General features: G+C 52.2%; 21 protein-coding genes. 7 read left to right on the top strand and 14 right to left on the bottom strand.

Translation table 11 applies throughout. The annotated features are described in order from the left end of the window. Positions 1-37 precede the first annotated feature (37 nt). The 3 genes from KNP78_RS10430 to KNP78_RS10420 form a co-directional block, all read right to left on the bottom strand. Entirely contained in the window at positions 38-304 is a 267-nt protein-coding gene (locus KNP78_RS10430) for a CD3324 family protein (protein ID WP_214797341.1), read from the bottom strand. Between the two features lie 275 nt (positions 305-579). Continuing rightward, positions 580-3354, bottom strand: coding sequence for a glycoside hydrolase family 3 protein (locus tag KNP78_RS10425; RefSeq protein WP_214824104.1), 2775 nt, complete (start codon positions 3352-3354; stop codon positions 580-582). Next, a complete protein-coding gene (locus KNP78_RS10420) occupies positions 3351-4421 on the bottom strand; it encodes an alpha/beta hydrolase (RefSeq protein ID WP_214824101.1) in 1071 nt (356 codons plus the stop codon). Before KNP78_RS10420 ends, KNP78_RS10425 begins: the two co-directional genes overlap by 4 nt. Before the next feature lie 84 nt (positions 4422-4505). Here KNP78_RS10420 and KNP78_RS10415 point away from each other — a divergent pair, with 84 nt between their 5' ends. Both KNP78_RS10415 and KNP78_RS10410 read left to right on the top strand, forming a co-directional pair. Next, positions 4506-5279 carry an aminoglycoside 6-adenylyltransferase gene (locus KNP78_RS10415; protein WP_214824098.1) on the top strand — a complete coding sequence of 258 codons (774 nt, stop codon included), beginning with the start codon at positions 4506-4508 and terminating at the stop codon, positions 5277-5279. Positions 5280-5465: 186 nt separating this feature from the next. Continuing rightward, positions 5466-6911, top strand: a complete 1446-nt coding sequence (locus KNP78_RS10410) for a DEAD/DEAH box helicase (protein ID WP_214824096.1) — start codon at positions 5466-5468, stop codon at positions 6909-6911. A gap of 210 nt (positions 6912-7121) precedes the next feature. Here the strand turns inward: KNP78_RS10410 and KNP78_RS10405 are convergent, their stop codons facing one another. Both KNP78_RS10405 and KNP78_RS10400 read right to left on the bottom strand, forming a co-directional pair. Further along, positions 7122-7541 carry a hypothetical protein gene (locus KNP78_RS10405; protein ID WP_214824094.1) on the bottom strand — a complete coding sequence of 140 codons (420 nt, stop codon included), beginning with the start codon at positions 7539-7541 and terminating at the stop codon, positions 7122-7124. A gap of 24 nt (positions 7542-7565) precedes the next feature. Beyond that, complete coding sequence (locus KNP78_RS10400; RefSeq protein WP_214824092.1) at positions 7566-8759, bottom strand: DUF4317 domain-containing protein; 1194 nt, start codon at positions 8757-8759, stop codon at positions 7566-7568. 255 nt (positions 8760-9014) lie between these two features. On the opposite strand from KNP78_RS10400, the gene KNP78_RS10395 reads away from it, so the two are divergent. Together KNP78_RS10395 and KNP78_RS10390 are read left to right on the top strand one after the other, a co-directional pair. Beyond that, a complete protein-coding gene (locus KNP78_RS10395; RefSeq protein ID WP_214824090.1) occupies positions 9015-9647 on the top strand; it encodes an HNH endonuclease family protein in 633 nt (210 codons plus the stop codon). An 18-nt stretch (positions 9648-9665) separates the two neighbouring features. After that, positions 9666-9908 (top strand): hypothetical protein, encoded by a 243-nt coding sequence (locus tag KNP78_RS10390; protein WP_214824088.1) that lies wholly within the window; start codon positions 9666-9668, stop codon positions 9906-9908. Between the two features lie 29 nt (positions 9909-9937). Here the strand turns inward: KNP78_RS10390 and KNP78_RS10385 are convergent, their stop codons facing one another. Beyond that, positions 9938-10411, bottom strand: a complete 474-nt coding sequence (locus KNP78_RS10385) for a peptide-methionine (S)-S-oxide reductase (protein WP_214824220.1) — start codon at positions 10409-10411, stop codon at positions 9938-9940. Positions 10412-10495: 84 nt separating this feature from the next. Here KNP78_RS10385 and KNP78_RS10380 point away from each other — a divergent pair, with 84 nt between their 5' ends. After that, on the top strand, positions 10496-10759 hold the full coding sequence (locus tag KNP78_RS10380) for a hypothetical protein (RefSeq protein ID WP_138860225.1): 264 nt from the start codon (positions 10496-10498) through the stop codon (positions 10757-10759). Positions 10760-10825: 66 nt separating this feature from the next. After that, entirely contained in the window at positions 10826-11197 is a 372-nt protein-coding gene (locus tag KNP78_RS10375; protein ID WP_214824086.1) for a VOC family protein, read from the top strand. A 58-nt stretch (positions 11198-11255) separates the two neighbouring features. Here KNP78_RS10375 and KNP78_RS10370 read toward each other — a convergent pair whose 3' ends face one another. Further along, the gene (locus tag KNP78_RS10370) at positions 11256-11918 is read right to left on the bottom strand and encodes a DUF4230 domain-containing protein (RefSeq protein WP_214824083.1); all 663 of its coding nucleotides are present in this window, start codon (positions 11916-11918) and stop codon (positions 11256-11258) included. Between the two features lie 267 nt (positions 11919-12185). On the opposite strand from KNP78_RS10370, the gene KNP78_RS10365 reads away from it, so the two are divergent. Continuing rightward, positions 12186-12500, top strand: coding sequence for a hypothetical protein (locus tag KNP78_RS10365; RefSeq protein WP_214824081.1), 315 nt, complete (start codon positions 12186-12188; stop codon positions 12498-12500). A 44-nt stretch (positions 12501-12544) separates the two neighbouring features. On the opposite strand, the gene rlmH is transcribed toward KNP78_RS10365, so the two are convergent. The 7 genes from rlmH to walK all read right to left on the bottom strand — a co-directional run bounded on the left by rlmH (position 12545) and on the right by walK (position 19469). Next, positions 12545-13024, bottom strand: coding sequence for a 23S rRNA (pseudouridine(1915)-N(3))-methyltransferase RlmH (rlmH, locus tag KNP78_RS10360; protein WP_214797332.1), 480 nt, complete (start codon positions 13022-13024; stop codon positions 12545-12547). An 83-nt stretch (positions 13025-13107) separates the two neighbouring features. Then, entirely contained in the window at positions 13108-13269 is a 162-nt protein-coding gene (locus KNP78_RS10355) for a CxxH/CxxC protein (RefSeq protein ID WP_021067873.1), read from the bottom strand. Positions 13270-13306: 37 nt separating this feature from the next. Next, positions 13307-14575 carry a S1C family serine protease gene (locus tag KNP78_RS10350; RefSeq protein ID WP_214824078.1) on the bottom strand — a complete coding sequence of 423 codons (1269 nt, stop codon included), beginning with the start codon at positions 14573-14575 and terminating at the stop codon, positions 13307-13309. A gap of 51 nt (positions 14576-14626) precedes the next feature. After that, positions 14627-15418, bottom strand: coding sequence for an MBL fold metallo-hydrolase (locus tag KNP78_RS10345; RefSeq protein WP_034780331.1), 792 nt, complete (start codon positions 15416-15418; stop codon positions 14627-14629). Between the two features lie 13 nt (positions 15419-15431). After that, a complete protein-coding gene (locus tag KNP78_RS10340; protein ID WP_214708201.1) occupies positions 15432-16256 on the bottom strand; it encodes a two-component system regulatory protein YycI in 825 nt (274 codons plus the stop codon). After that, on the bottom strand, positions 16243-17628 hold the full coding sequence (yycH, locus tag KNP78_RS10335) for a two-component system activity regulator YycH (RefSeq protein ID WP_214824075.1): 1386 nt from the start codon (positions 17626-17628) through the stop codon (positions 16243-16245). Before yycH ends, KNP78_RS10340 begins: the two co-directional genes overlap by 14 nt. Then, positions 17628-19469, bottom strand: a complete 1842-nt coding sequence (gene walK, locus KNP78_RS10330; protein ID WP_214824072.1) for a cell wall metabolism sensor histidine kinase WalK — start codon at positions 19467-19469, stop codon at positions 17628-17630. Before walK ends, yycH begins: the two co-directional genes overlap by 1 nt.

Here is a 19469-nt window from a genome sequence, read left to right as displayed (position 1 = left end):
AAACGGTACAGTCGCAAAAAATGCGCTGTACCGCTAGTTACTGTGAAGAGTAGACGATTTTCCGAATGGTCGTGACCGCTAAATGATAGTCAGCGGCCAACTGCTCGACCCGAGTCCCCTTCGCAAAGGATGTTCGAATCGCTTCATTCCGTTTTTCAAGCAGCTGTTTCCCACCACTGACCGTTCCCCAGCGCTTCTTGTCTTGACCGGTCCGGGGAACGTAAAGTGTCTCCCCTTGGACGTATCGTTGAACTTCCTGAAGCAACTTCTCTGGAAGAATCTGTTGCGCATTTACGTACTTCATCTCTGCTCGCTCCTTATAAAAAATCCGACAATAAGGAAGCAAAGCCATTGTTGTAAAAGACTAGATTGCGATCAAATTAACCGTTCTGCCCCATGCAAATGATCGCCTTTGTGACAACTGGCTTTGCATGAGTGATTGAAGACTTAGAAAATCTCAAACGATTTTCCACGTATATGCGCCCCCCTTTCCAATCACAAGATGTTGACTTCATTATACAGAATAGCTCGTGATGTGTGAAAGGCGGCCAGACGTATACGATGAAGCGATCGGGCTCATCAGCCGTTTTTCATGCTGAACGAGTCGACGAGCGTGAACGTGATGTCTTTCACGTCGAGACCGCCGAGCGCGAAGTAGAGCTGCAAATAGTTGTGTTGGTTCAAGAAGAACACTTGCTTCGTCTGCGTCACCCATTCCCCGTCCGTGCCGTTGAACGTGAACGTCGGGCCCGGGATGTTGTTGGCGAACAACGTGACCGGCATCTGGGCGAGTTCGCCTGCGTCCGACTTCGCCGTGATCGTCACGTCGTACGTCCCTGTCTCATTGACCGAGACGGCAAAGACATGCGTGTTCCCCGTCGATGTGTCGGCGTCACTCAAACTGACGCTCTCCCCGTTTTCGAGATGGCGATACGTCACATCAAAGTCGATGGCTTGTCCGGCTTCCTCGTCGAGCCCGATCACCTCGACCGTCCCGTCGTGAATGCCGAGCTCGCGCTCCATCGCCGGTGACTGCAAGACGAAACGACAGATGTTCGCCGCACTACGGAGCAGTTCACCGCGCGTGAGCGACCCGGCCGCGAGAGCCGCGCCCGTGTTGTCATCGAACGAGTTCGTGTCCGGACGGTCGACGACCATATACAAGTCGTTCTGCGACTGGACCATCGCCGCCGTGTTCTGACGGTTCGCCGGCTCGTCTTCATGGTGGTTCACTTTCGCCCACCAGTCGGTCATGACGATGCCGTCAAAGCCCCACTCGTCCCGGAGGATACGTGTGTTCTGGTCATAGAGTCCAGCCGTCCAGACGCCGTTGACGGCGCCATACGTCGTCATGATTGATGTCGCCTTGCCTTCTTTGACGGCCATCTCGAACCCTTTCAAGTAAATCTCACGCAGCGCCCGCTCCGAAACGATCGAGTCGATATCGTGACGGTGCGCCTCTTGGTTGTTGGCGCTGAAGTGTTTGAGCGTTCCCGTCACGCCGACGCGATGCATCCCGTTCAATTGAGCAATCGCCATCTTACCGGTTACGTGGGGGTCTTCCGAGAAGTACTCGAAGTTCCGGCCGTTCAGCGGGTTGCGGTGGATGTTCATCCCAGGTCCGAGGAGCGTATCGACACGATTTTTCCGCATCTCGAGTCCGGTCATCTCGAACAGGTCTTCCACCAATTCGACGTTGAACGTCGAAGCGAGGAGCGTCCCGTTCGGAAGGGCGAATGCCTTCGTCCCGATGTCCATCCGGATGCCGGACGGGCCGTCCGCGCAACATGCTGCTGGGATGCCGAGGTCGTTCAAGCGGTCCGATACCCCACCGAACGCGGCGGCCGTTCCCGGTGTCACGCGCGGCGAGTTCATCCCTTGTCCACGGACGATGCAGGCGAGGTCTGCATCCGTCAACTGATCGAGGAACGTCTCGAGTTCGGCCTTGCCGGCGTAAACGTCCTTCAGTGTTAAGCCGTTGTCACCGACGTAGTCGCGCGAGAGCGGACGTTCGGCGAGATAGCGTGCCTCGACATCGACCGCACGGAGCGGCGTCGGCACGTATTCGACCAAATAGCCATTCTCACCGACGACCGGCTTGATGCGGTCGAACGGAGTGACCGGGGCCATGTTTTCACTGAGCGTTTCAATGACTTGAAGCGAATCTACATTATACGTAAATACAGGTCGCGCCGTGCGGACGTCCGTCCCAAGGTGAAGCTCGTATGTCCCGGCCTCGAGAACGAAGCTTGATACGTGCCCTGTCGCGCCGTTATCGTCATAGCTCGCGAAGTCCGTGACTGGGACGCTGAGTGTGAGCGTCGTCCGTTCCCCCGGTGCGAGTGTGTCCGTCTTATTGAAGGCGACGAGTGAACGAGCCGGGTTGCCGAGCGTGCCTTGTGGCTTCTCGACGTACAGCTGGACAACTTCTTTTCCTTCAACGGCGCCTGTGTTCGTCACATCGACGGTCACCGTGATCACGCCATCCTGTTCGCTCGCCGTCGCGACGTCGGTCGTGAACGTCGTATACGATAAGCCAAAGCCGAACGGATAGAGCACCGAATCTTTGGCGAACGTCTCGAAATAGCGGTACCCGACGTAGATGTCTTCTTGATAGATGCCCTTGTCCGCATGTCCGAAGTTTTTCGTCGATGGGTAGTCCTCAATCGATTTGGCAATCGTATCGGTCAACTTACCAGATGGCGTGACAGCACCCGTCAAGACGTCGACGAGCCCGGTCCCACCTTCCATTCCACCCTGCCACGTATAAAGGATTGCGCTCGGTTGGTGCGCCCAGTCCATGTCGATGATATTGCCGACGTTCAAAACGACGGCCGTTTTCGCGAATTGTTTGGACACTTTCTCGATCAACGCCTGCTCGATGTCCGTCAACAAATAGCTGCCCGGGTCGGCCGTGTTATCTCGGTCCTCACCGGCCGTGCGTCCGATGAAGATGAGTGCCAAATCAGAAGCTGCGGCCGCTTTTGTGACGAGCTCGTCCGTCACTTCCATCTCTGGCTGCGACCACGGCTCACCGGCCCAACCGACACCCTGGTCGAACGGATTCGCCTCGACCCACGTCTCGTACGTCTCAAGAAGCGACGCGTTCAATTGAATGCCTTCTGTCGCCTGAAGCGCCTCGAGCGGACTCGTCACATGCGAGACGTTGACCATCCCGCCTGATCCTGTGCCGCTCTTGTAGTAGTTGAATTGGCTGCGCCCGAATACGGAAACGGTCGTCCCCGCTTGAATCGGAAGCGTCGCGTGTTCGTTCTTCAAGAGGACGGCCCCTTCTGCGACGGCTGTCCGCGCCAGTTGTTTATATGTATCCCAGTTCAATGTGTAAGTCTTCATCGTGTCATCTCCTTCATTCCATTTGCGATTTCGATCATGCAGTCTTCGGCTTGCGGAAAGTCGCCGAGCTTGTCCATAAAGGCGTGGTCCATCCCGCGATATTGAATCAGTCGCGTCGGTACGCCGTCGCGTGCGAGTTTACGCGCGTGCGCCTCACCTTCGAGACGAAGGTAATCGTATTCGGCCGTGACAATCAAAGCAGGCGGTAAGCCGTTCACATCATCCGCGAACAACGGCGACACGAGCGGGTCGGTCAGCTCGGCCTTTCCCTGTAAATAAAGCTGGTTGAAGAATCCTTCATTGTCAGCGAGCGCCCGGACGACTCCGCGAATCAAGTCGTGATGATGTTTGATTTCATAGTTGTCCAGCTTCCATTCATAGTCGTCTGTCGGAATCGATCCCAGATTGACGACCGGATAAATGAGCGCCTGGAAACGAATCATGTTTCTCTCGTTCGATCGGTCGAGTAAGCAACACGCCGTCGCCAAGTTCCCACCAGCACTGTCGCCGGCGACCGCGATGTCGTCGCGTGACACTCTGAGGTCATCGGCACGCTCGTGCACCCATTCGAGCGCCCGGTAACAGTCGTTCAGTCCTGCCGGAAACGGATGCTCCGGCGCGAGCCGGTAATCAACCGAGACGACGAGGGCGTTCGCTTTCTCGGCGAGCAGTTTGCACGGGTTCTCGACCGTATCGAGCGTCCCGCCGAAGAAACCGCCGCCATGGAAGAACAGGATGGCCGGTAACGTCTCTTCCGTGCGCGGCCGATACAGGCGCGCCGGGATGTCGCCGTCAGCGCTCGGAATCAAAACGTGGTCTGTCGTGATGTCCATCGTCGTCACGTCACGGTTCGGCCAGCCCATGCTGGCACGGGCCGACGCCAAGTCGAATGACGTTTCCGGCTCGGATGCGGCATATCCTTGGATGACAGCCAGGACGCGCGGGTCGAGATCACCGGTCACATCAGTGTCCGGGACGGGTTTGATGATTGTTTCGACGCCGTTCTCATGATTCATGTTTTGAGACTGGCTCAAGAGCCTCACCAGTTGTGCATAAGTTTGTTTCATCACTGCATCCTCCTTATGTGATTAAAGGGTTTGCCCTCGATTGGTAGAATAAGGATTTATCATCTACGAAAACGAGGTCATTCTATGTACAGTACAGTTGAAAGAGACACACACTTCCAGCACGTTCTTAATCACCTACAAACCGACACAGGCGTTCAAGGTGTTGTTCAGCTCGGCTCTGGTGCCGCAGGATATCAGGACCGTTATTCCGATATCGATTTAATGGTGGCTGCCCGCACTGGCGTTGACCCCCAATCAATCAAGCGGCATTTGGCCGAATACTTTCTACAGTTATCCCCGGTTTTCATTAAAGAAAAGCAGTTCGGACCAGATATCTATTTATTGATTGTCCTGCTTGAGAACCGCTTAGAGTTTAACGTCTCCATCGCCCCGCTTGAAATACTCCCGGTTCGTTCCCCGCTTTGGAACGTCGTGGTCGATCGGAACGGGCAACTTCTCCAACACATGGAAACCGAACATGAACGGTTCATCGCCAGCCCAATCAGGTACGAGACTAGCGACGTTCCCTTCGAGTTTATCTATGCTTCGCTGGCACTTGAGAAAGAGTTGAAGCGAAACAATCCTATCTATGCATTGAAGATGCTCGAGACGTTGCGCGAGTTGACGTTGACGGCCCAGACATTGAAAGAGGGGCGAAAAGTTCATCAATTCAAGGCGTATCACACGTTGAAAAGTTCGTTCATTGAGGATTATTTACGGACGTATCCCGCTTCCATCGATCCGGTATCAATCCAACGCGCCAAGCAATCGATTCACACTTTATTCTCAGCCTGTTTGGAAGACCATCCGCAATTCAAACTTGAACCGTATATGCAGCGGTTGCTTCATGAGGAATGACATGCACAGGCTCCTGCTGAACGCACGTTGGCTATAAAAAGTCCGTTCGACTTGTCCAGCTTCACACTCGACCGATTTTCGGGATGAACGACGAACGGGTTGCTTTCGTGTATAATGAAGCGTAATACAAATTGCTAATGAAAATTTCTCGAATAGAAGTTTCTTACACGAAAATGAGGTAAACCTATGAATCAACCAAGCTTTTCAGACTATCGCCTAAGCGAAGATATCCAACGCGCACTAGGCATCATGAAATACGAATCACCGACCGAGGTCCAACAGAAAGTCATCCCGCTCGCACTCGAGCGTCAAGACTTGGTCGTCAAAGCCCAAACCGGGAGTGGTAAGACAGCGGCGTTCGGGATTCCAGTCACGGAACTCATCGAATGGGAAGAAAACAAGCCGCAAGTGCTGATTCTCACACCGACGCGCGAACTCGCCGTCCAAGTCCGTGAGGATATGACGAACATCGGTCGTTTCAAACGCATCAAGGCGACTGCCGTTTACGGCAAAGAACCGTTCTCGAAGCAACGTGATGAATTGAAACAGAAGACGCACGTCGTCGTCGGGACACCAGGACGCGTCATGGACCACATCGAACGGGAGACGCTCGTCCTCGATAAAATCGATTATTTGATCATCGATGAGGCCGACGAGATGTTGAACCGCGGTTTCCTCGCTGACGTCGAGGCGATTCTTCAAGAATTGCCGCGCGACCGCGTGACGATGGTGTTCTCAGCGACGTTCCCGAACGACATCGAGCGTTTATGCCAAAAGCACATGAACGAACCAATCCGTGTGGCTATCGAATCGAGCGGTGTCACCGCTTCGACGATCGAACATGGCTTGATTGAAGTGCGCCGCGAAGACAAGCTCGCCGTACTGAAAGATTTGACGGTCGTCGAAAATCCAGACAGCTGCCTCATCTTCTGCCGGACGAAAGAACACGTCGACACGGTGTACAGCGAACTCGATCAAGCCGGTTACTCGTGTGAACGCCTCCACGGTGGCCTCGAGCAAGAAGACCGCTTCGCCGTTATGGAAGGCTTCAAGATGGGTAACTTCCGTTATCTCGTCGCGACCGACGTCGCAGCGCGCGGAATCGATGTCGATAACGTCAACCTCGTCATCAACTATGACGTGCCGATGGAAAAAGAGAGCTACGTGCACCGGACCGGACGCACAGGCCGTGCCGGCAACGCCGGAAAAGCGATCACGCTCGCGACGCCGCATGAAGGCAAGTTCGTTCGCGCCATCGAAGCGTTCATCAAGTTCGACATCCCGGAAATGGATGCACCGACTGAAAGAGAAGTCGCGCGCAACCAAGCCGCTTTCGAAGAGAAGTTGAGCGGACGACGCGTCGTTCGCAACAACAAGACGGCCCGCATCAACCAAGACATCATGAAGCTCCACTTCAGCGGCGGGAAGAAGAAAAAACTCCGCGCCATCGACTTCGTCGGTACAATCGCCAAAATTCCTGGTGTGACGGCAGACGATATCGGTATCATCACAATCAACGACCAAATGACGTACGTCGACATTTTGAACGGCAAAGGCTCACTCGTCCTTCAGGCGATGGAATCAACGCCAATCAAAGGTAAAAAGCTAAAAGTTAGTAAAGCCCATAAGTAAACAATCCAGGTTTCGGAGAGGATGATCTCTCCGGACCTTTTTTGTGTTTAACCAACATTATCGAAAGCGCTTTCGGAAACTGTTAAAAAAAACAACGTTGTTGAGAGAACGCTTTCAACAAAATCATACCGATAACCAGTCTTGAATTCAACCTTCCTCACCTGATTGTCATAAAAATAGCTCAGGCGTTGCGCCTGAGCATTCGTCTTTTCAATGTAGAAAATCCATTTTCCCTTCGATTGTCGAACTATACCCTCGTTGCTCGACTTCACCTTGGTCTGTCACCCGATAATAATACTCCGCGTCAGGCTCACTCGAAAACGTCACATATATCGTGTATGGATCCGTGCTCTCGTACCCCTCTGTCCGAAACGGGATCGTCGTGACGGTGAACGTTTCATTCGGATATCGTTCTTCGAGTTCGTCTTCAAGAATGATGACATCTGCCGCGACCCGGTCCTCGATTAAAGACGGGCGAATCGCATAAAACACCGCATACGCGATGATGCAGATTACAGCCAACAGGCGAATCATCGTCCGCCATTTCCCACGAAATACATAGGACGCCGCAAAAATCAGCGTAACCATAACAGCTGCCATCAAATGTTCAATCAGCTCTATCGGATGCACTCGATGTCCTCCAGTCGAAATTTATTAGTCGAGCAGTTCTTCCGAGATCAACTTGAATCCTTCAATCTCCGTATCCTCTTCTAATTCAATCAACAGGCACCGTTTCCCTTTCACGTTCACTTGTCTCACGTACTTCAGGTCTTGCGGACTGATCGAGATATTGGCGACTTTCGTATTGATTTTAATCGACTTCGACGTGTATTTCGGGACGACGCTGCTCGCCTTCATCTCATATTGGCGGTCGTCGACGACTTGTTGGAACGCCTGCTCGACCTTCTCCGTCGTCACGTCCTCGACCCCGCTCGCCTTCAACACGATTTCGACGGTGCGGGCGTCAATCATCGGCACCGTCTCGTCCTCGTCCTTGCGCTCGGCTTCGGCCAGGATCATCTGATTGATTTCATCATAGACGGTGGCGAGCGTCCCGACGTTCACTTCTTCGCCGATGACCGTCTTGACGACTTCCTCGAACATCGCCTTCTCCTCGACGGCCGTCACGATCTCGGTCCCGTTCAAGACGTTCTCGATGAATCCGAAGTCCGGTTGGTGCGCCTTCTGCGCCGCATATAAGATATGGTTGACGTCGGCCGCGTTGTCCGTGAAACACGGGAACAAGAAGCCGCCGACCGGGGCGTCAAGCTTGATGACCGGGTTGATAAAGATGTTCGATTTGAACTCTCGCTCGATATAGTCGAACACGAGTGACTGTTTCGGAAGCTCGGTCTGGTTGATGCTGCCGAGAATGAACCGCGATGTCCATACCTCGTCACGCATATCGATTTCCGTCTCCTCCGAATGGCGACGCGTCGGCTTATTGTATTTGAAGCGGATGAACGTGATGACCATGTCTTTCTCGAACGGTGCGTCCTGCACCATCTTGAGTGCGACCCGCTGCATCATGCCGGCCCATTCTTCGATGTCATCTGTCCGGAGTGCCTCATACAATAACGTTTGCGTATGATCGGTCTGACCTGCTTCTGGATGCTGAAACTTCACTTCGAACAACTTCTCGTCAATCTTGCCGCCGAGCACTTTCTTGAAGTTGGCGAGGAACAGCTCTTGATGCTCCTGCTCGACGAACGGGAACGAGCGCAACTCCTCATGGAAAATCTCGTTGCTGTCTTGGCGAATATAAATATTATAAATGTCAGCGATTTTGACCGCTTCCGCATTCAACTTGAAATGCTTGCGAATCGCCGCGATGTCTTTTTGATTCATTCATCCCAACTCCTTCGTCCTTTACTACAAACCGCCTTCATTATACCAATAGTTGGTGCCTACGCGTATGTCAGTAGTGCTAAAGCCGGGACGTCTGATGTCATGTATCATGTCCCTGACCTCAAGTTTTATAATCGTTAGATTCATTTTTCGTAAATTTGCGTATTTCTCACTTCCTTGCCATGTATATTCGAGGTGCATCGTGCGTTTACGATGCACGTCGTCCAGTCGTCATACATAATAGGAGGCACAAACATGCTTAAAAAATGCATCAGTTCGTTATTCGCCATCATCTTGGTCATCACAACGCTTCACTTCACGACGCCAACCGCTTCGGCGCTCCCGCCAGGTATCCCATCTAAGTCAATGGCGTTATCTAAATTAAACGCCTTGACGGTGAAAAATGAAGGGTCGATGACCGGCTATAGTCGTGACTTATTCCCCCATTGGAGCAGCCAAGGGAACGGGTGTAACACGCGGCACATCGTCTTGAAACGCGACGCCGACTCGGTCGTCGATGAGTGTCCGGTCACCACAGGTAAGTGGTACAGTTACTATGACGGCATCACATTCACATCAGCGTCTGACATCGACATCGATCATGTCGTACCTTTGGCCGAAGCATGGCGTTCAGGCGCAAGCAGCTGGACGACGACGAAGCGCCAAAGCTTCGCCAACGATTTGAATGGGCCACAGCTCATCGCCGTCTCGGCCAGCTCGAACCGTTCGAAAGGGGACCAAGACCCGTCGACATGGCAGCCTCCCCGTACCGGTGCGCGCTGTGCCTACGCGAAGATGTGGGTCGAGACGAAGAGCCGTTGGGGCCTCAACCTCCAATCCACAGAAAAGACGGCCTTGCAAACGGCCATCAACGCCTGCATCTATTGATTCAGAAAGGAGTTCGCTATGAACGAGCAATCTTCAGTATTTAAAGCCTCCCACGGCGTCATGACCGAGGAAGTCGGCGTCATCAGTGGAGAACTTGAATTACGGACGACATGTCAGGAAGACGGCACGCTCGAGCTCGCCATCACGTACGTCGGGGCGGCCGAGTGGTATACGTTACCGGGGAAAGATTACAAACTGCATGACGTGCGTGACCACGAGGTCGTGCATCGCTTGCTCGTGAACGTCCTCGAGCGGGCATAACAAATGAGCCGACACGATGCCGTGTCGGCTCATTGTTTGTACTTGTCTAATAACGTCTTCGGGATATGGCAGTAATCGTCCGGGCATCGTGCGAGCCGGTCTTGATGCTCGTCCGCGCTTCGGATGTAGTTCGTGAGCGGTAATACCTCGACCGCGATTTGCTTCGCATCGCTCCGACTATTGATAAACGTGCGCGCGACTTCCAAGTGGCGCGGGTCGGTACTATAGACGCCGGTCCGATACTTTTCGCCGACATCTTCGCCTTGACGATTGACGCTGTATGGGTCGATGATTTCAAACAAGTACTTCATTAAATCCTTCATCGTGACGATGCTCGAATCGAACGTCGTTTTGACGCATTCGGCGTAGCCGTCATACTCTCCGTCAAGCGTATCCTTCGCCCCGTTCGCCCGTCCGGCCTCTGTTTCGATGACACCGGGTAACGTCTTGATGAACGCTTGGACGCCCCAGAGGCAACCACCTGCTAAATAAACGGTTTCGATCAGTCTCACTCCTTGTCTGTCAGGTTTAGGCAATTCTAGTTATACTATCGTTATACATGATTATATCCAAAAAGGAGCACCATTTTGAAAACAATCAGACTCGCTCTTCTTCTATCCACAGCACTCCATCTGATTTATGTTGTCGCCACCTTCGGAATCGGCTTCATCCGCACGCTCAATTATGAACCCGACATCATCGCCGAGGCGGATAACGTCACTATGCTTCAAAACGAGGTGGCCATCGGGACGACCGGTTCACCCTTCTATTTGGGATTCACGTTCATTGTCCTAACCGTCATTTTGGCGCTCGGACTATTCATGGTTCAACGGATTCGCCAAACTCGTTAAACAGGAAGGGAATCCAGGATAAATTCGCTACACTCGTGATAGAACCTAATTCAGGAGGGATGTCGTTTGAATCTCATTCAGCAAATCAGACAAATCTATGTACCGGTGCACGACTTGGATCGCGCGGTACGTTTCTATCGGGACACGCTTCAACTTCCGCTCTTATTCCAAACAGGCAACCTCGCCTTTTTAGAATGTAGCGGAGTGCGGCTCATGCTGTCGCGTCCCGAGAATGAAGACTTTGCGAAAGCGAGCTCTGTGCTATATCTCCAAGTGAACCATCTCATCGAGGCGTATGAACAGCTTTTGGCGAAAGATGTTCAGTTTATCGACCAGCCGCACCTCGTCGCGAAAATGGAGAACCTCGAGACGTGGATGGCTTTTTTCAAGGATTCTGAGGGGAATACGCATGCGTTGATGAGTGAGATTGTTTCGTGATTTGACACCAAGCAAAAAGGAGATCTGTAGCATCGCTGTTTAGATCTCCTTTTCTTTATTATTCAAAGGTTACACTTACCTCATAACCAAGATTATCAAAGAAGCCAATCAAAAATTTTTCGGCATTTTGTTCCGCTGTAACTAATAAACCAATCTCAACAGCCTCATCCTTAATATTTTTTTGTGCCTTCTTCATTAAATCGGTCCCCTCGTCAAATGTAACTTCTCCACGAAGGAATCCTTCATCTGAAACATAGGATACGTCATTCATATCGATTGCCGGTTCTTGAAGAAAACTTGCCTTGGGTAAGACGATATCTAATTTCTTTTCCTCTTCATTAACGTCAATGTCTTCAGACGTTATTTCTTTCAAATCAACTCCTGCTATGACTGTACCAGGAACAACGAGTAAAATTTTTTGTTTTGTTCCGGCTAAATTAAATGGCAATTTTATGCCTAACAACTCATTATTCTCTTCTTCAATAGTTGTCTCGATATGCGCTTCAGCCGTTGCAAGCGTCGCGATTTCACGAATTTGATTAACTGTCACAGAGCTTTTATCCTTAGATGCATTTCCAACGAAAAACCAAGTTGCCATTGAAGCGAGAAGTACGATAAGAAATGCACTACCTATAATTGTTCCGTACCATTTTCTTTTATTAGGCTCTTGTTGTTTTGATGTACGTGCAAATTGTGATGACTCTTCACTTCTTTTGTCCATTCGATTTTCCTCCTGCACTATTAGTGGTTTTCGTTTTGGCCACTCACGGATTCAACTTTTCTTCTTTGAAATCATCAATGATTTGTCATACAGTAATTTGAAAATTTGATACTAGATTTTGTATGTAAACATTTAAATATCTATGGATAAATCATACTATTTTTAATATAAAAAAAGGAGGAAAAATTTAGTATCTGACATTTTTCTTCTTCTCTTACTTTAAATACTGACCAAAGATTGATTTTATCAGCAAAAGAGGAATAGCCAATGACATATATCTGTCCCATATGCGGGTTTGATGGATTAGACGAACCTGCTTACAACGAATTTCATGATCCTTCATTTGAGATTTGTCTATGTTGCCAATTTCAATTCGGAGACGACGATGACGTCGAACTTGAAAATGGCTTGTTTATGAAACGAGAAGAGACTCACGCGATGTATCGCCAAGCATGGATTGCAAAAGGGGCCCCGATCTTCATGCCTAAATATTATCCGCAACAATTCCAGTCCAATGGCGCAGTAATGAAAGAACACTTGATTGAACAACTGAAAAATATTCGTCTTTTCAAGGCAAAATAAAAGGTTGATGAGCGTTGGCTCATCAACCTTTTATTAGACCTCATTTATTTATGGTAAGGCTCATTCCGGTTGATCCGATATGCCCGATAAATCTGCTCACACAAGACGAGCTTCATCAACTGATGCGGGAACGTCATCTTCGAGAAGGAGATCGTATCATCCGAGCGTTTCATGACGTCGTCCGACAAACCGAGCGAACCGCCGATGACGAACGCGATTTTGCTCTTGCCGTATGTCGCCAAGTGGTCGAGCTCACGGGCGAACTCTTCGCTCGTCCGTTGCTTGGCGTCGATGGCCAAAGCAATCACATGCGTGTCCGGACTGATTTTCGCTAAAATCCGCTCGCCTTCTTTTTGTTTTACTAGAATCATGTCCGCTTCACTCAAATGCTCGGGCGCTTTCTCGTCCGCGACCTCGATTTCCTGCACTTTCGCATAGGCCGACAGGCGTTTTGTGTACTCGGCAATCCCTAGTTTCAAATACTTCTCTTTTAGTTTGCCGACCGTGATAATTGAAATATTCATCCAATTCTTCCTTTTTCCACAGTTTTTTTGGAGTTATCCATAGGGTTATCCACAGAGTTATCCACAAATCCACATGTTGATAATCATTTTTTGCTTGACACAACATATGTTGCGTCGGCATCGCAGAACTCACATGTCACTTGTCCACTTGTGGATAGTTCTTCGAGCAACGGGTATTCCCCCGTCTCATCGACAATGATATCTAAAGCGATTTCAACATGTTCCTTGCATACTTTTTTTTCCACAATGTTTCCTCCTTAAAAAAGAAGCGTCGCCGCTCCTTTAGGTTGCTTCAGTTAATGTTGCCTCGGTCTTGCCTGCCTTGCCGCGTCGCGTATATTCAATCGTGACGTTATCGCCAACCGTGGCATCACGATACAGCGCGTCCCGCAAATCGACGTAACGTTTGATGTCGCGGTCGCCGATTTTGACGATGACGTCACCGACGCGGAGGCCCGCCTCTTCGGCCGGACTGCCGGGCGTGATTGCCTCGACGAACACCCCGTCTTCGTTGTCAAAACTAATCCCATACTCTTCCCGGACGTTACCCGGTACGGCGATGACTTCTTGAATCGTGACGCCGAGCTGGGCCCGCGTCACTTTGCCATCACGCTCGAGCATATCGATGACCGGCAGCGCGACGTTGACGGGAATCGAGAAGCCGACCCCTTCGACGCTCGCCTCGGCGATTTTCATCGAGTTGATGCCGACGAGCTCGCCGCGGATGTTGATGAGTGCCCCGCCGGAGTTCCCCGGGTTGATGGCGGCGTCGGTCTGGATGACCTCGGCATTGTAGTCCATGAGGCCGTCACTGTTCGTATCGACCGGCACGGTGCGTTCGACACCACTGACGATACCACGGGTGACCGAGTTTGAAAAGACGCCGAGCGGATTGCCAATCGCCATGACGGTCTCGCCTGCTTGAAGCACGGTCGAGTCCCCGAGCGTAATCGGAGCGACATCGATATTGGCGGGCAGTTCGACCGATGCGACAGCTAAATCGTTGAGCGGGTCCTCGCCGAGAATCGTCGCCGAAGCGACTTGTCCGTCAGAAAACGCGACGTTGATCTCGTCCGCTTCTTCGATGACGTGGAAGTTCGTGACGATATACGCCGTGTCGCCGTCGACCTTATAGATGACACCAGAGCCCGCTCCGGCCTCCCACTGCGAGTCCGAGGTGAACGCCCGCTGGATGTTCGTGATGCTGACGACGGACGTTTTAGCACCCGTCACAGCGCTCGTGATGTCGGATTCCGTGATGGTGACGGCTTGTTCCGTCCGAATCAGTTCATTTGTCACAAAACGAGAGGTTGGGGAATCCCAGAGCATCATCGCCAAAAAGAACAAAGCCGCTCCTAAGAATCCGCCAACCCCTCCGAGTAACAACGGTTTTAAGTTCATTCGCGGCTTATGGCGCACATGTTCTTCTTGTTTCGGGCGCCACTCGCTGCGAGATGGGTACGTCGGTTTTACATCGTTCATTGTATCTGCTTCGTGCTCTAAAGGTTCGACGTCTTGAGGTTCATACTCATGGTGTCTCTCTTCATTCACGACGCGTCCCCCCTTCAAGACAGTGTGTTATCTGTCTTTTCCCAAGTTCGCTTATAAAGAAACGAGCGAAGTGGGGGTCGATGGGTCGGTATCGCACAATTTGATGCGACCGAGGTCGACATCGCGCATCCCGAGTGTTTGGGAGACGCTCATTTGAGCGAGTTCTTTCATATTGTTGTCTTTACTGAGGTGAGCCAAATAAATCCGTTTCGTCTGGTCTCCGATGACCTCGCTCATCGCGATGGCCGCGTCTTCGTTCGAGACGTGACCGTAGTCCCCGAGAATCCGTCGTTTGACGCTCCACGGGTACCGTCCCATTTGGAGCATCGAGACGTCATGGTTCGATTCGAAAATAAAATCATCGGCCCCGCGGATGACGCCTTTCATCCGATCGGACACATAGCCCGTATCGGTGATGTGGGCGAGGCGTCTGCCGTCATGCGCGAACTGGTAGAACATCGGGTCGGCTGCGTCATGGCTGACGTTGAACGACTCGATTTCGATATCCCCGAACTGTTTAATCTCCCCTACCTCGAAGTGAAACTTCAAGGCCGGGTCGACTTTTCCAATCAACGATTCCATCGCGTCCCACGTCTTCGCGTTCGCATAAATCGGTAAGTTATATTTTCGAGCGAGAATCCCGACACCTTTAATATGGTCGGAGTGCTCATGCGTGACGAGCAGTGCATCGATCCCATCAAACGATCGTCCAATCTCAGTGATGCGTTGTTGCATCGCCTTCCCGGTCAATCCGGCATCGACGAGCAATTTCGCCCGTTCCGTCTCAATGTAGAGGGCGTTCCCGGTCGAACCGCTCGCAAGCACACTATAGCGTAAAGTCACTCGATCACTCCTTTCATTCTTCTGAATCAAATTCGACCCGTTCGACGGTCCCATCGATCGCATTGACGAAGTAGACGTCCTCGTCAATCGTGATCGACCAGAGCGGCGGCATGATGATCAAGCTGCCGGAACTGTCGAGCGGCAGGCTATAGAAGCCCGTATTGATGGCCCGCATCTCTTGGTTCGGCTGGAAGTACTTCCGGGCCGCGAGTTGCGAGATCGCCTCGCTCGCCGTCAAGACGAGATCGTCTTGCGACTTCGAGGACAAGTTCGTCAAATGACGTTGTTTATAGTCGGTCACTTCAAGCGCTTCGTTCAATTGAAGCAACAGGAGCGACGGACCGATGTACTGCTCGGTCTCCCCATCGATCTCGGGGTTCGAGAAGATCTTATTGTTCTCATACGTCTGCACGAAGGCGACTTGACGCGTCTCGGCGTCATAGCGCCAGTACGCATACTCGGAACCGAACGGGACATACTCGGAGACGAACGTCGACGCGGTCGTCCGTAAATCGTCTTGATCGAGCGGGACCGGCTGTTTGAGCTCGACTTCGAGTTGCATATTGTCGAGCGTCGTCGCCAGCTGGGCTTCCCGGTTCTTCGTGATCATCGAGGCCGACATCTGTTCCGACGACCCCGTCAAATAACCGATATCCCGACCCATCCGCGGCAACTTCGACGCATCGACGTTTCGTTGGTCCAAGATTTGCGCGATCGACGTATTGTCGTTCGTCACGACCTCTGTCGCCCACGTTTCCGTCAAAAGCTGGAACAACAGGTAGATGTTCAGCGCGAGGAAGGCGAAGAGAAGAATCGTTTTCGCTTTACTCCAATCCACGATACATCATCCTTTCTGTCCAGTCATCCGGTTGATCGAATGGGATCCATCTTCCGGCTTCCCGAACGAACCAGTTCGGGGAGAACGTGACGTAACGGCTCGTGTCTTCATTGTATTCAATCTCATAACCGAGTCGAATCTCGGTCACGTTTTCAAATCGTCCGGCATTGACGAGCGTATCGACCACATCTTGTCCGTCCGCGAGCTGTGTCGTCCCGACCGAGATCAAGCGATCGATCTCGAGATGGTGCCGAGTGATCGACCGGACTTGTGTCCCGTCGTTCTCGACACGCAGCGTCGATAAGTCGACGGCATCGTTATTGATAAACGCCTCCCGTTGACTGAACACCGGGAAACCCTTCACGTGAAACCGGAACACGGTCGTTTCAAAACCTTTGTTGGCCGGGGTGATCGCATCAAACCGAAGCGACAAACCTTGGCTCTCCGACGTCTCATCGACCCAACCTCCGTGGAAGTTGACGAACTCGACGATCGTGTCGAGTCCGATGACCGACTCCTGTTCCGAACTGTTGCGTGATAAGTTTCGATAACGGCTCGCGTTCAGGTTCGCATCATATTCGGCGACGCTAATCCCGTTCGTGAGTGCGCCCACGGAGCTGGCCGGATCGACTTCTTGTACATTCGGGTCGCCCGGGAAGAACGTATCGCGCATCCAATCAAGACGGGCCGAGATTTGAATCTGAGACACGTCGTAAGCGAACAGCTCGTTCATCTCCGGTCCGACGACGGGAATGTAGTTGACGCGTTCATCCGTGTACGTGACACGACGCATCGATCGGTCTGAGTCTTTCAAGAACAGACTGTTGACGTCCCCTTGACCGACTTTCGACAAACGCCCTTCCCAAAGTGATTGGTCGCTCATGATCGTGCGGATGCGCCACGTGTCGTCCTCCATGAAGATGAGGGCCCGCTGTGGCACTTTCCCGGACAAGCTGTATGAGCCCGGAAGCATGTAGCTGAGCGTATCCGCATAATACGGCTCCGGTAAAATCAATTCGACGGCCTCATCGACACCCGCATACAAACTCGGGACGTTCTTGACGGCAAGCGGTTTAAATTCGCTCGCCTCGAACGACTCCCGGATGACACGCATAATCTGTTTCGGCGAGTTTTTCGTGGCGAAGACGGCGTTGTTCTTGTGGACGACCGTCTGGGCCGGTACGATGACTTGGCGCGGTTGTCGCTGAAGCGACTCATCCACCGTCGCGACTTGCGTCTCAGACTGGACCGACTGATACTTCGGATGGTAGTCCCAGAGGATGACCGTTTGGACGATGGACGTGACGATCAAGGTGAGCAAGACGAGCGATTTCACTAGTTCTGGCTTCGCCAAGAAGCGTGGTCGTTCCATCAGTCATTCACCTCCACGATCGTATCGAATGGGATGGTGAAGTAAATCGTCGTCCCGCGTCCGAACTCACTCTCGGCCCAAATGTCGCCGCCATGGGCGGAAACGACTTCTTTGGCAATCGACAAACCAAGTCCGGTCCCGCCGATATTGCGGGCCCGAGCCTTATCGACCCGGTAGAACCGTTCAAAGATTTTCTTCAAATTCGATTTCGGAATGCCGACCCCTTCATCTTTAATACCGATGACGAGTCGCTTGGCACGGAGCATCGTCCGGAACGTGATCGTCCCGCCTTCTGGCGAGAACTTGATGGCGTTCGTAATGATGTTGTCGATGACCTGCGTCATCTTATCTTGATCGGCGTGGACGTATACCCGGCGTTTCATGAGCTTCCGGCGGAACTGGATCGTCTCGCCTTTCGTCATCTCATGCCGGTCGATGATGTCGTTGAAGAACTGGATAAAATCGAACTTCACTTTTTGCATCGTATACTCTTTGCTGTCCATCTTCGATAGCTGCAACAGATCGTTGACGAGGCGAATCATCCGCTCCGTCTCATTCTGGGTCGTCTCGAGGAAGCGCGGGGCGAGCTCATCGTCCTTGTATGCGCCTTCCGCGAGCACTTCGAGGTAACTCCGCATCGTCGTGAGCGGCGTCCGCAGCTCGTGGCTGACGTTCGCGACGAACTCGCGGCGGTCTTGCTCGACTTGTTCTTGCTCGGTCACATCGTGCAGAACGACGATGAGACCGGTGATTGGTCCGCTATGCTTTTGGATCGGTGAGAAGTAGGCGCGGACGAGGAATAGTTCTTCGTCCGTACTGAGGTCGATCAGTTTTGGCGGCATCGTCCCGTCTTCCGGGATGACGATCTCGTCATCGAATTCGAGCAAGTTCTGTAGGTTCGCCCCCATCGCTTCTTCTTCAGCGAGCCCGATCATATCGCGGGCTTGGTCGTTCATCAAGATGACGCGCAAGGAGCGATCCGTCGCGACGACCCCGTCCGACATGTTCTCGAGGACGCTCGTCAAGCGGCGCCGTTCGGCTTCCGTCGTTGCGTTCGCCTCCATCAGTTCATCGGTCAATTCGTTGAAGGCGTAAGCAAGTTGGCCGACCTCGTCGTCGGAATAGACTTTAACTTTCCGCGAGAAATTCCCTTTTCGCATCTCGACGGCTTGACGACGCATATCCGCAATCGGTCGCGTGATCGTCCGTGACAGCAACACTCCCAAGATCGATGTGATGATGAGAGCGATGAGCGTCCCGGTCGCGAGAATCCTCGTCACTTGTTCCATTTGGTTATAGATGGACTGCATCGAGGCCTCGATATAGATCATACCGGTCGTCGTCCCATCGACCTCGGATTTGACCGGGACGGCGACGACACGCATGCGTTCGTTCGAGTCTTCATAGACGAGCGTCTCTTGCGCTCCGCTCGTCGCAAACGATTTTTGAATAAACGAGTTCGCCGTCCGTTGTCCGACGAGACTTTGGTTATTCGGATTCGACGTCGCCCGGACGACACTGTTCGTGTCGATAATCTGGACTTCGCGAATGTCATCAGCTAGCGTCGTGCTCTCCGTAAACTCAGACAGCAGTTGATCCAGTACCTGGTTCAACTGCTGGTCCGAGGTCGAGTCACCGCCGTTCGATGCGATCCCTTCACTGACGTTATAGCTCAGAAGGTTGGCGCGATCGACGAGCGACTGCGAGAAGTTGTTGATGTATTGTCGTTCGAGGGAGCGCACGAAGTACACTCCGATGACTTGCATCGCAACAAGAATGAGCAGCGCATAGATGACGACGAGCTTCCACTGGATAGATTTAAAGAAGTTCGTCCGTTTCAT

Source organism: Exiguobacterium sp. s28, assembly GCF_018618135.1.
In the GTDB taxonomy this organism is placed as follows: Bacteria; Bacillota; Bacilli; order Exiguobacteriales; family Exiguobacteriaceae; genus Exiguobacterium; species Exiguobacterium mexicanum_A.
The sequence above is the reverse complement of the archived record's forward strand: the minus strand, read 5'-3'. Positions and strand labels throughout refer to the sequence as shown.